Here is a 12854-nt window from a genome sequence, read left to right as displayed (position 1 = left end):
ATGAATCAGGAACGCAAAATAAAAGTTATCATGGCTAAACCAGGACTGGATGGACATGACCGTGGCGCTAAATTGCTCGCTCGAGTTTTAGCCGAGGCGGGAATGGAGGTAGTATATACAGGATTGAGGCAGACACCAGAAATGATAGTAGAGACGGCCCTTCAGGAAGATGCCGACGTGGTTGGATTAAGCAGTCTCTCTGGAGTGCATAATTACTTCTTCCCTCGAGTAGTAGAACTGCTTCGGGAAAAGGGATTGGATGACGTGCTGGTAATAGGAGGTGGAATTATACCTCCTGATGACATACCATTTCTTAAACAATCGGGTGTCGCTGAGATCTTTGGACCTGGCACACCTACCTATGAGATTGTGGAATACATAAAGACTCATTGCCGAAAACGTTAAAGTAGGAGAGAGAGCTATGAAAACCCTAAAAATCGATCACATTGGAATAGCCGTAAAAAGTATTGAACAGGCACGTAAATTGTATGAAGGTCTCCTGGGGCTTAAGTATGAAGGTTCCGAGACGGTAGCTGAACAGAAGGTCACGACAGCATTTTTCCCAATTGGAGATACTGAAATAGAATTACTTGAATCTACCGATCCGGACGGACCAATAGCAAAATTCATTGAAAAGCGGGGAGAAGGTATCCAGCATATCGCTTTTCGTGTGGACAACATCGAAGAAGCTCTAGAGGAGTTAAAAAAGCAAGGAATTCAGCTAATAGACGAAAAACCAAGAATTGGAGCTGGTGGAGCTAAAATTGCTTTTCTCCATCCGAAAGCGACCGGTGGAGTTCTTATAGAACTTTGTGAACGTAAATAAGGCCTATCATGCCCCCTCTTGCCTTCCATTCCAAGGTTTGTGCAGGAAGAAAGAGGGGGTATTCTTTCAGTGCTACATAGCGTAGAGCCGTTCTCCTTCAATAACCTTCACGCCGTTTTCCAAAAGCGTCTTGATAGCTTCGTCAGTATTATCAAACCGGAATATAATTACAGCATTATTGCCGCTTTGTTGAACAAAGGCATACATATATTCAACGTTGATATTTGCCGCTCTCAAGATATCTAGAATCTTATTAAGTCCCCCGGGGCGATCTTCCACTTCCACAGCCACAACCTGGGTTTTACCTACGGTAAATCCATTCTCCTTAAGAACTTTCTTAGCCAGTTCAGTATCATTAACGATCAATCTTAAAATCCCAAAATCTGAAGTATCGGCTAAAGAAAGAGCTCGTATGTTGATACCGGCACTTGCGAGCACTTTTGTAACTTCAGCCAATCTTCCGGCTTTGTTTTCGAGAAATATAGATATTTGTTCAACCTTCATGGCTTTACCCCCCGCCATTAAATCTTACGCTTGTCTATCACTCTTTGAGCCTTTCCTTCACTTCTTGCAATGGTTTTTGGTTCAACTAACTTAACCTTAGCTGAAATACCAAGGTATTCTTTAATGTTTTTCTCTATTTTTCGTTCTAATTCCTGAAGTTTTCTGACTTCATCAGAAAAAGCATGTTCACCCACCTCAACAAGCACAGTAAGAATATCCAGGCTTCCTTCTCTGTCCACAATCAGCTGGTAATGAGGTTCTACCTCATCAATTTCCATTAAAACACTTTCGATCTGGGATGGAAAAACATTTACACCTCTTATAATGAGCATATCGTCAGATCTACCCATCACTCTTCCCATTCGCGTATGAGTTCTACCGCAGATGCAAGGCTCAGGATTTAAGAAAGTAATGTCACGGGTTCTATATCTGATCACAGGGAAAGCTTCTTTGGTGATTGTCGTAATCACCAGCTCACCCACCTCTCCTGGCTTGAGATTTTCACCAGTTTCGGGATCTATAATTTCGGGAATAAAATGATCTTCAAATATGTGAAGGCCCTTCTTAGCTTCTATACATTCAACAGAAACACCCGGTCCTATAATTTCGCTGAGACCATATATATCAATAGCAGTTAGGTAGAGTTTCTGCTCAATTTCTTCCCTCATTTTTTCAGACCACGGTTCTGCTCCAAAAACCCCCACTTTTAGCTTTAACGTCTTAGGATCGACCCCCATTTCCATTGCAACTTCTGATAGATGGAGAGCATAGGAAGGTGTGCAAGTTAAAACCGTCGCTCCAAAATCTTTCATTATCATGATTTGACGTTTAGTATTCCCGCCCGATATTGGGATAACGGATGCTCCCAGTTTTTCCGCACCGTAGTGAACTCCCAAGCCTCCCGTAAATAATCCATACCCATAGGCATTATGAATGATGTCACCCCGGGTAGCACCGGCAGCGGAAAGAGCTCTAGCCATTAGCTCTGCCCAGGTTTGAATGTCTCGAGCTGTGTAACCTACGACGGTAGGTTTACCTGTAGTCCCAGAGGATGCGTGAATTCTCACTACGTTTTCCATGGGAACAGCGAAAAGCCCAAAAGGATAATTATCTCTCAGGTCTTGCTTCGTTGTAAAAGGTAGTCGGCGTAGATCATCAAGGCTTTTGATGTCGTCTGGTTTCACACCGACCTTATCAAATTGTTTTCTATAAAAAGGAACTGTTGCATAAACTCTTTCTACCGTTTGTTTAAGACGGCGAAGCTGTATGGCTTCAAGCGCCTCTCTCGGAAGAGTTTCAAATTCCATGTTGTAGATCATATCTTCACCCCCTTATAAATCTTAACAAAAAAGCCACAGAACCAAAAGGTCCGTGGCTTGTGTTATCAAATATCTCTTTATGCTGTCAATTGAACAACTATCTAGGGAAGATAAGTCATATACTTAGTTGTAAGCTCGAAGAAATACTGCGGGAATATACCCAAAACCAGCACACCGAGGGAGGTTATAACAAGAGCTGTGGTCACTGCTGGCGAACTTGCCTGAAGGACTCCACCAGTATCTAAGGGCTTTTCAAAAAACATGTAAACCAAAACTCTCAGATAGAAGTAGGCAGATATCGCAGAATTAAGAACTGCAATAATAACGAGCCAGAGATATCCTGCTTCGAGAGCACCTTTGAAGATGTAGAACTTACCCATAAATCCGCCAGTTGGTGGAAGCCCAACCATAGAAAACATAAAGATTGTCATCATAAGCCCAAGGAAAGGATAAAGGAAACCACAGCCTGAAACATTCTCGAGATTTTTACCCTTTTCCTCAAGCAGCACCAGAACAGCAAAGGCTCCAATATTCATGAGAGCATAAGCAATGAGATAGAAAACGATCGCCGCAAGGCCTGTTTTATTAAGAGCAACAAAACCTATCAACATATAGCCGGCGTGAGCTATACTGGAATAAGCGAGCATACGTTTTATGCTTTTCTGAGTCAGAGCAGCAATATTGCCTAAGGTCATTGTAATAATCGAAATGAAAACCATAATGCCTACAAGGTTGAATACTGTGACCTTGAGCGCAACAAGAAAAACTCGAAGCAACATAAAGAAGGAAGCCGCCTTGACACCCGAAATCATGAAAGCCGTTACAGAAGTTGGAGCTCCTTCGTAAACATCGGGCGTCCACATATGGAAAGGAACAGCCGCTATCTTAAAGAGCACTCCCGCAAGAACGGCTGAAACTCCAAGCATGAAAATCCCAACCTGAAGCCCGCTATGGAGATATTTGTTGTAGTTTTCAATGATCAAATTGTAATTTGTTGTTCCCACCGTTCCATAGATGAAGGCGATGCCTAGGAGCATGATAGCGGTCGAAAAGGCTCCAAGAAGGAAATACTTTATTGATGCTTCGGCAGATGCTTCATCATGTTTAAACATACCAGCCAGAATATATACAGAAAGAGACATGGCTTCCACACCGAGCACCAGCATGATCAAATCGTAAGAGGTAGCTATAAAACTCATGCCAACCACTGAAAGCACAATCAAAGCGTAATATTCTCCCTTATGTCGCACTTTGCCTTCTATGTATGGATCAGACATAAGGGAGACAAGGATACCTATACCGTAAAAGATAAACCTGAAGATACCCGCCAGATCATCGTAAAGCATCATGTCGTAGAAACCGAAGCGTTTACTACCGAAGATGAATAGATTAAGGAGGATCGCCAGGGAAAAGGCAATGATAGACAACATGTCATATTTGTGAACTTTCGGGGTCCTGGAAAAAGCCCCCATCAAGAGAAACAACAAAGCAAAAGCTATTAGCACTAAATCAGGAGAAATGGATAACATGTCAAAATTTGCCATTACTTACCCCCTCTTATTAGAGCCAGAGGTTGAACCTTTTCCTCATACACATTCATTGCAATACGCTTTTCATATCCCTGCAAAAAGGCATTGATTGATGTATGCATTTTGCCAAGGAAATAGTTTGGACATATGCCCATGACCACGTATAGGATAACTATCGGGGTCATAAGCAATACTTCTCTCAGGTCCATATCAGGCAAATATTTGTTTTCTTCTCTAATGGGACCGAACATGACTCGTTTATACATCCACAGCAAATAAACAGCCGCCAAAATCACGCATGTTGCGGAAAGGATTGTCCACAGAGGCTTTACTTTGAAAGCTCCGAGGAAGACTAAAAATTCTCCCACAAAGCCATTAAGCCCAGGCAAGCCAACCGAAGAAAGCACTGTCACGCTAAAGAAAGCCGCCATTATTGGCATAGCCTTGGCCACGCCTCCAAAATCCGCAATAAGCCGGCTATGCTTCCTCTCGTAGAGCATACCAACGATGATAAACAGTGCCCCAGTGCTCAAGCCATGACCTAACATTATATACATGGCTCCCTCTAGCCCCTGGATGTTCATGGCAAAAATGCCAAGCATGACGGCTCCAAGGTGGCTAACCGACGAGAAAGCCACTAGCTTTTTAACGTCGGGTTGCACAATGGAGACCATCGCTCCATAAATTATTCCTATAATAGCCAGAGTCACCATAAGAGGTGTCATGAAATAAGCTGCATGTGGGAAGAGCCCTATAGCAAACCGAATGAAACCGTATGTTCCCATCTTAAGCAAGATTCCGGCAAGGATCACACTTCCAGGTGTTGGAGCTTCCACATGCGCATCTGGCAACCATGTATGGAACGGAAACATGGGAACCTTAATGGCAAAGGACAGGGCAAAGGCAGCAAATAGCCATACCTGCATACTGAAGGGTGGCAGCACCTGATACCACTTGAGAAGATCGAAAGTGTATTCGCCAGTTTTGGATGCCACAAAAAGGTAGTAAAAGATAATACCAACTAGCATGAGCACGCTACCGAAGAGAGTATAGAGAACGAATTTTATGGCTGCGTAAACTCTGCGTGGCCCACCCCATACACCTATTATGAAGTACATGGGTATCAGCATGAGTTCCCAGAAGACATAGAAAAGAAGCAAATCGAGAGCACAGAAGGTTCCGAGCATTCCCACTTCTAACACGAGCATACAAATGAGAAATTCTTTAACATATTTGTCTATGTAATTCCAGGCTGAGAGAATACATATAGGACAGATGAATGTTGTAAGGAGATAAAGGAACAGCGAAATGCCATCAATTCCCAGAATGTAATTAGCCCCTATAGACTCTATCCATTTATAACGTTCCACAAATTGAAAACCAGGATTTGATGGATCGAAATAAATGAGCAGATAAAGGGACAGAATAAAGGTCACAGTCGTTACGATAAGCGTAACGGTTTTCTGAAGAACCTCATTCTCCCTGTCTATGAAAAACAGAGCAATCACTCCAATCAAAGGGAAAAACGTAACTATGCTTAAAATTTGAATCCCTTCCATCGCTTACCTCTTACAATAGTAGGATAAGAAGACCCAATACAATGCCCCATACATAGTGATAGATATATCCGGTCTGAAGCTTACTGGTCAAAATACTTGACCAATACAGACTTTTACCTGTGCCGTTTACAGCTCCATCAATACCCTTTTCGTCAAAAGCCTTCATCCCCAGGCAGGTTTTCAAAGTGCCAGTGACAAAAAGGAACCCGTAAAATTCGTCCACAAAGTATTTGTTATAAACCCATCTGTATAAGGCTTTATATTTCTCGGCAAATTTGACCGGAATTGAGGGATCCTTAACGTAGCAGATGTAAGCTAGAGCAAAACCGGCAAAAGCAACGGCTATAGAGACTATCATCAATGTATATTCTAGAGCGTGAGAATAATGAGGCCATTCGACTTTGTATGCATACATAGTAACAGGTTCGAGAAAATGGTGGAAATGGTTTTTACCCCCTAGAGATTCCGGAAGTCCTATGTAACCTCCAAAGATGGAAAGAAAAGCCAACACATAAAGAGGTACAAGCATAGAATTTGGTGATTCATGTATATGATGCTTTGTATCGTGATCCATTCGCTCTTCACCGAAGAAGATAAGGAATAGCCATCGGAACATGTAGAAAGCCGTCATTCCTGCCGTAATTACCCCTATAGCCCACAGAAATTTGCTACCATAGGGGCTGGAATAAGCCTGCCACAATATCTCATCCTTACTGAAAAAGCCCGACAAACCGGGCATACCAGCGATAGCAAGAGTTCCTACAAGGGACACCATAAAGGTTTTGCGAATATAACCTTTAAGTCCCCCCATCTTCATTACGTCCTGTTCTCCGCCCATAGCATGTATTACGCTACCGGCGCTCAAGAACAGTAGAGCCTTAAAAAAGGCATGTGTTACCAAGTGGAAGATACCAGCCGAAAAGGCTGCTACTCCCACTCCCAAGAACATATACCCAAGCTGACTGATTGTTGAATATGCGAGAATACGCTTAATATCCCTTTGAGCAAATCCCATACTTGCAGCAAACATCGCTGTGAGGGCTCCAATTGTTGCCACAACAGCCAGGGATACAGGAGCAAGAGTGTATAGAGCATTACATCTAGCAACCATATATACTCCAGCCGTGACCATCGTGGCGGCATGGATCAAGGCTGAAACAGGTGTGGGACCAGCCATAGCGTCAGGAAGCCAAACATAAAGGGGAATCTGGGACGATTTTCCAGTAGCACCTACAAAAAGGAGAAGCGTGATCGCTGTAACGGTAAATCCATTATAAGGTAGGACTCTACTGGCTGTCTCAAAAACATCCTTATAGTTAAGCGTTCCAAAATTTACGAAAATGAGGAATATGGCAAGAATAAAGCCAAAATCCCCTATTCTGTTAACAATAAAGGCTTTATTACCAGCGTAGGCATTGTAATCATCCTCAAACCAAAAACCGATAAGAAGGTATGAACAAAGTCCTACACCTTCCCAACCTACAAACATCAGGGGGAAATTATTAGCCATAACCAGGATAAGCATGAAGAACACGAAAAGATTAAGGTAAGAAAAGAATCTTGGATAAGATGGATCGTTGTGCATATAACCGATAGAATATGCATGGATGAGAAATCCTACACCGGTAACCACCATTATCATTACAGCACTAAGAGGATCTAGCAGGAAAGCCACATCCAGAGATAAATCTCCTGAAACCATCCATTTGTAAAATACTACCTCAATAAATCTGGCTTCTGGTTCAAGGTGAATAAGCTTCCAAAGTGCTAACGACGATAGCAAGAAAGATATACCTATTGAACCAACTCCAATTATGCTAACAAGCTTATCACTCCAGCGATACCCAAAGATAAAATTCAAAAAAGCACCCAGAGCTGGCACGAGAGCTAGCAATATAATTGGAACACTTAACATTTTGTAGACTATAAGTAGCATCAAACCGAAGGCGAGCCCTATAGCGGCAACTCCTATTGTGTGGGAAGGTTTATTAGCCCACTTATCACGGAATACACCATATATTCCGTTAAGGAATGCGCCAAAGAGCGGAAAAAGCGGAATAAGAACTATAAAATCAAACATATTACCACCTCTTCTATCCCTTCATGGTGTTTAGGCTATCCATATCCACTGTGCCTTTTAACCTATAGATCAGAAGAATTATTGCTAACCCTATTGCCACTTCTGCTGCAGCAAGAGCCATAATAAACAACACGTAAAGCACTCCCACAGCCGACTGAAGATAATGCGAAAACGTCACGAATATCAAATTGACTCCGTTAAGCATCAGCTCAATACTCATAAAGCAGATAATAAGGTTTCTTCTGACCAGTAATCCTATGGCTCCTATACCGAATATCAGAAGCCCTATCATAAGAAAGAAATTCATTTGGTTTATCATTAACATCCCCCCTTTACAGAACTACATATCGACGTGTCGCACCGCTTTTATTGTTGTTTCCCTTTCTATCTCGCCATTTCGCTCTTTCTTACCTAAAACAACTGCTCCAATTATTCCAATCAGTAACACAACTGAAATAACTTCGAAGGGAAGGATGTAATTTGAAAATAGATACTTACCAATAACTTTCGTGGAATCCATGTCTTTTGGTATTGGAAGGTCGCCTTCCTGAACCTTAATAGCAAGAGAATACCCAACTATCAGCAACTTGAGCAAAAGTGCCATACCAATAATCACGCCGAAAATCCTTCCCCGGTAATACAATTTTTCCCGTTTTACATATTCAATGTTTATCAACATGATAACGAACACGAAAAGCACCATTATGGCTCCAGCGTAAACGATCACCTGAATAGCCGCAATGAATTCAGCGTTAAGAAGAACATAGTTACATGCCAACATCAGCATAACACCAATAAGCGATGCCGCACTGTAAATGGGGTTTTTTTGAAGAATAGTAGAAATTGCCAGTGCTACAGCTAAAAATGAAAACCCATATCCTAGATATTCCTGAATCATTTTGCCATCTCTCCTCTTTTAAGGAGTGTGTTTTTGTCTAGCATCAGTTCTTCTTTTGTATACCGAACATTTTCATATTCTTTAGTTAGGTATATAGCGTTTACCGGACAAACATCTTCGCAGAGTCCACAATAGATACATCTAAAACCATCAAGCACATAGGTAAGAGGAAAACGTCGACCTTCGTGCTCTCCTATTTCTATTTTGATAGCAAGAGCTGGACATACAGCTTCACACAAACCACAGGCGACACATTTTATACTTCCATCTGGATTTCTTCTAATCGCCTGAAGTCCTCTATAACCATCAAAGGATCCTACCCGTTCTTTTGGATACTGCACCGTAATTGGTTTAGAAATAAAGTGCTTAAATGTTACCCACAAACCTTTAAGAAGCGGCGTAATCATGGTTCACTCCACCTTTTAGACCAAGATCAAAACAATAGCCGTTGCAAATATATTAACGAAACCTAAAGGTATCATAACCTTCCAGCCGAATTTCATAAGCTGGTCATACCTTAGGCGAGGATATGTGGCACGCAACCATATAATAATATACATCAATACAAAAACCTTAAGCATGTACCATACGAAAGGTGGCAGGAAGGAGGGACCATGCCATCCTCCTAAAAACAGAACCGTCCCTATACAAGCACAAACAATGATACTCGCATACTCAGCCATAAAGAACATCGCAAACTTCATACTACTGTAATCAGCGTGGAAACCGGCTACCAACTCACTTTCTGCTTCGGGTAAGTCAAAGGGGGTTCTTTTCAATTCTGCCACTGAAGCAATGAGGAACAATAGAAAACCTACAGGCTGATAAACAATATACCACATATTTTTCTGTTTATTTACAATCTCAACAAGATTTAGAGATCCCGCCAGCAGGATAACTCCAAAAACCGATAGAGTAAAAGCAACTTCATAACTTATAAGCTGAGCAGCAGCTCTTACTCCGCCCAAAAGAGAATATTTATTGTTCTGGGCCCAACCACCAAAAACTACTCCGTAGGTCGCTAACCCACCCATCGCAAAGACATAAAGTATCCCGATATTTAGTTCTGTAATACTTAACTTTACCGGCTCTTTAAGCAATCCCCAAAGTGTTGTCTCATCACCAAAGGGGATAACAGCGAATATCATTATGGTTGGAATAATACTAAGAGCTGGAGACAGGAAATAAAATAACTTATCTGCTTCTTTCGTAATAATATCTTCTTTGAAAAACAGCTTAATACCATCTGCAATGGGTTGTAATATCCCATGCCAACCAGCGAACATGGGACCCAGACGGATTTGCATGTGACCAAGCACCTTCCGCTCTAAAAGCGTCAGGTATGCTACCACAAGCATGACCAGAGCAAAGATTACTATGATCTTTACTAACAGAAACACTATCACGTTAGGGCTCATAGTCTATTCCCCTTTTCCAACCTTTTCAATACGAACAGCTGTGACCTTTAATTCTGGAATTTTCGCTACGGGATCAAGCTCACTTCCCGTAAGAATGTTTACCCTTGCCTCACTGAAGTGGAATGTCGAAAATACTTCCCCTCGCTTGACCCTTTCACTTACTCTTACCTTCAGCTCTATACTTCCCCTCCTACTGGTAAGTTTCACGATATCATCAGGAGAAACCCCAAGCACATGAGCATCCATAGGATGCATCTCTAACACAGGCTCGGGTGCTCCATAGTTAAGAACTTTGCACTTTCTAGACATTGTTCCGGTATGATACTGGTAATAGTTTCTACCTGTAACCAGAACAAAGGGATACTCCCTATCTGGTTGTTCCTTTGGAGGCTTATATTCAACCGGCACCAATAACCCCTTGCCTCTAGCGATCTTGCCCACATGAAGGATAGGCGTGCCAGGATGATCCTCTGTTGGACAGGGCCATTGAATTCCCACTTTTTCAATACGCCGATAGGTTATACCTGCATATTGAGGCGTTGCCTTACGAATCTCTTCAAATATCTCCTCTGTGTTTCTATAAGGCATCGGATATCCAAGTCTTTCTGACAGTTCCGCTATGATTCTCCAATCATCCTTCACATCACCTTTTGGCTTAAGAGCTTTTCTAACCCGCTGCACTCGCCGCTCGGTATTGGTGAATGTCCCATCTTTTTCTGCAAAAGAGCTAGAAGGCAGGACAACATGAGCAAATTTACAGGTATCTGTGAAGAAAATATCCTGAACAATTAACAGCTCGAGCTTCTCAAGAGCTTCCTCAAGATGATGAAGATCAGGATCGGTCAGAATGGGATTTTCTCCCATGATGTAAAGAGCTTTAATTTTCCCTTCCAATGCAGCATGTCCCATCTCCACTACAGTTAATCCCGGTTCTGTCGAAAGTTGCTTAACATTCCACAGCTTTTCAAATTTTCTTTTCACATCCTCAACGTCAACTCTCTGGTAACCAGGATAGAAGACAGGCAATCCTCCCATATCGCAGGCACCTTGAACGTTATTCTGGCCTCTCAAGGGATTAACACCCGTCCCTGGTTTACCAATATGGCCACAAACAAGAGCAAGATTTGATAGGCTCTTGACGTTATCTGTCCCTTTAGTATGCTGGGTTACACCCATGCAATATACGATAGCCGCCCTTTGAGCCCTAGCATAAGTTCTAGCAACTTCAATAATATCTTCCTTCGGAACCCCTGTTATTTCTTCGGCTCTCTCGGGAGTATAGGATTCTACCACCTTAACTAGCTCTTCAAATCCCTCTGTATGCTCTTCCACAAACTTCTTGTCATATAATTCTTCTCGAATGATCACGTTCAACATCGCATTGACTAGAGCTATATCAGTTCCAGCTCGCAAAGGCAGATGCATTACCGCATCATCCACTAGATCAATTCTACGAGGATCTATGACCACGATTTTTGTGCCTTTCATACGAGCGAGTTTTTTAAGCTTCATGCCAAAGACAGGATGGTTCTCGGTGGTATTACTACCAATCACAAGAACAACTTCCGCATCTTCGATGTCCTCGATAGAATTGGTCATGGCACCGGAACCAAGCGTGGTGGCCAGACCGGCCACCGTTGAAGCGTGACAGAGACGCGCGCAGTGATCGACATTATTGGTTCCGATCACCGCACGCATGAATTTTTGGAAAATATAATTGTCTTCGTTCGTGCACCTTGCCGAGCAAAGACCAGCTATGGCTGAAGATCCATATTGATCTTTAATTTCTTTAAGCTTCTTTGCCACATAGTTCAGAGCTTCATCCCAAGAAACTTCCTTAAAGGAATTGCCATTTCTCACAAGTGGCTTTTGAAGCCTTTTTTCGCTGTTTATAAATTCAAAGCCGAACCTTCCCTTTGCGCATAAAACCCCATAATTTGGCGGAACAGTTTCATCCACAGTAACCTTAATAACCTGATCACTTGCCACGTTGAGTTCTAGATTACATCCAACACCACAGTAAGGACAAACTGTGCGGGTTTTGGTTTTTTCCCAAGGTCTAGCTTTAAGAGCACTAACATCTTCAGTAAGAGCCCCCACAGGACATACTGCAAGACATTCCCCACAGGATATGCATTTTTCCGGATGACTAGGAACAATCCGAGGCACAGAACCATCTTTGTTAACTTCAAGAACTCCCTGCCCTACCTTTTCCAAACAGACATGCACGCAACGTTGACAGACAACACAGCGACTGGGAAAGTATTTGATACCAATTGTGGACCATGCCTCTGGAGGCTTATGAAGCATTGGCACTCCAGCAGCCCCTTCCACTATCTTGGTATCATAACCTAGCTCGTAAACCAGATCCTGCAGTGTGCATTCCCCTGCCTTATCGCAGATAGGACAATCCAGTGGATGTTCAAGAAGAAGTAGCTTGAGGATATCTCGCCTCATCTGGCGGAGATTATCCGTATCGGTTCTAATGTTCATTCCATCTGTAACCACTTGGACACAGGAAGGCTGGGGCTGATCGTATCCGTCAATTTCTACAATGCAAAGCCTGCAAGCTCCTATTGGGAGAAGCCCCTCGAGAAAGCACAGAGTAGGGATATGAATCCCATTAGCTCTCGCCACCTCAAGGATCGTCTTCCCCGCTTCAGTTCGAATTTCTCTCCCATCTATCGTTACAGTTATCATAGCTGGCATCCAATCCCCTTT

The 12854-nt window shown here is 42.6% G+C and carries 12 protein-coding genes; 2 read left to right on the top strand and 10 right to left on the bottom strand.

What is annotated here, in order from left to right:
• Positions 1-405 (top strand): cobalamin B12-binding domain-containing protein, encoded by a 405-nt coding sequence (locus tag WHS38_10380; GenBank protein ID MEJ5301383.1) that lies wholly within the window; start codon positions 1-3, stop codon positions 403-405.
• 16 nt (positions 406-421) lie between these two features.
• Complete coding sequence (gene mce, locus WHS38_10375; protein ID MEJ5301382.1) at positions 422-826, top strand: methylmalonyl-CoA epimerase; 405 nt, start codon at positions 422-424, stop codon at positions 824-826.
• A 72-nt stretch (positions 827-898) separates the two neighbouring features.
• On the opposite strand, the gene WHS38_10370 is transcribed toward mce, so the two are convergent.
• From WHS38_10370 to fdhF, 10 genes are all read right to left on the bottom strand, one after another.
• Positions 899-1330, bottom strand: coding sequence for an ACT domain-containing protein (locus tag WHS38_10370; protein ID MEJ5301381.1), 432 nt, complete (start codon positions 1328-1330; stop codon positions 899-901).
• 17 nt (positions 1331-1347) lie between these two features.
• On the bottom strand, positions 1348-2649 hold the full coding sequence (gene paaK, locus WHS38_10365; GenBank protein ID MEJ5301380.1) for a phenylacetate--CoA ligase PaaK: 1302 nt from the start codon (positions 2647-2649) through the stop codon (positions 1348-1350).
• 101 nt (positions 2650-2750) lie between these two features.
• Entirely contained in the window at positions 2751-4193 is a 1443-nt protein-coding gene (locus WHS38_10360) for an NADH-quinone oxidoreductase subunit N (GenBank protein ID MEJ5301379.1), read from the bottom strand.
• Positions 4193-5737: an NADH-quinone oxidoreductase subunit M gene (locus WHS38_10355; protein ID MEJ5301378.1), complete on the bottom strand. Its 1545-nt coding sequence runs from the start codon at positions 5735-5737 to the stop codon at positions 4193-4195. The genes WHS38_10360 and WHS38_10355 overlap by 1 nt, the downstream gene beginning before the upstream one ends.
• Positions 5738-5747: 10 nt before the next feature.
• The gene (nuoL, locus tag WHS38_10350; GenBank protein ID MEJ5301377.1) at positions 5748-7817 is read right to left on the bottom strand and encodes an NADH-quinone oxidoreductase subunit L; all 2070 of its coding nucleotides are present in this window, start codon (positions 7815-7817) and stop codon (positions 5748-5750) included.
• Positions 7818-7830: 13 nt separating this feature from the next.
• Entirely contained in the window at positions 7831-8136 is a 306-nt protein-coding gene (gene nuoK, locus WHS38_10345; protein MEJ5301376.1) for an NADH-quinone oxidoreductase subunit NuoK, read from the bottom strand.
• Between the two features lie 21 nt (positions 8137-8157).
• Positions 8158-8715, bottom strand: a complete 558-nt coding sequence (locus tag WHS38_10340; GenBank protein ID MEJ5301375.1) for an NADH-quinone oxidoreductase subunit J — start codon at positions 8713-8715, stop codon at positions 8158-8160.
• Complete coding sequence (gene nuoI, locus WHS38_10335; GenBank protein ID MEJ5301374.1) at positions 8712-9122, bottom strand: NADH-quinone oxidoreductase subunit NuoI; 411 nt, start codon at positions 9120-9122, stop codon at positions 8712-8714. The genes WHS38_10340 and nuoI overlap by 4 nt, the downstream gene beginning before the upstream one ends.
• Positions 9123-9137: 15 nt before the next feature.
• A complete protein-coding gene (nuoH, locus tag WHS38_10330; GenBank protein MEJ5301373.1) occupies positions 9138-10133 on the bottom strand; it encodes an NADH-quinone oxidoreductase subunit NuoH in 996 nt (331 codons plus the stop codon).
• A 3-nt stretch (positions 10134-10136) separates the two neighbouring features.
• Positions 10137-12833 (bottom strand): formate dehydrogenase subunit alpha, encoded by a 2697-nt coding sequence (gene fdhF / locus WHS38_10325; protein ID MEJ5301372.1) that lies wholly within the window; start codon positions 12831-12833, stop codon positions 10137-10139.
• Positions 12834-12854: the final 21 nt, after the last annotated feature.

The organism is Thermodesulforhabdaceae bacterium (genome assembly GCA_037482015.1).
Lineage (GTDB): Bacteria > Desulfobacterota > Syntrophobacteria > Syntrophobacterales > Thermodesulforhabdaceae > JAOACS01.
Note: the sequence above shows the minus strand (reverse complement) of the source record. Positions and strands in the feature narration are given on the sequence as shown.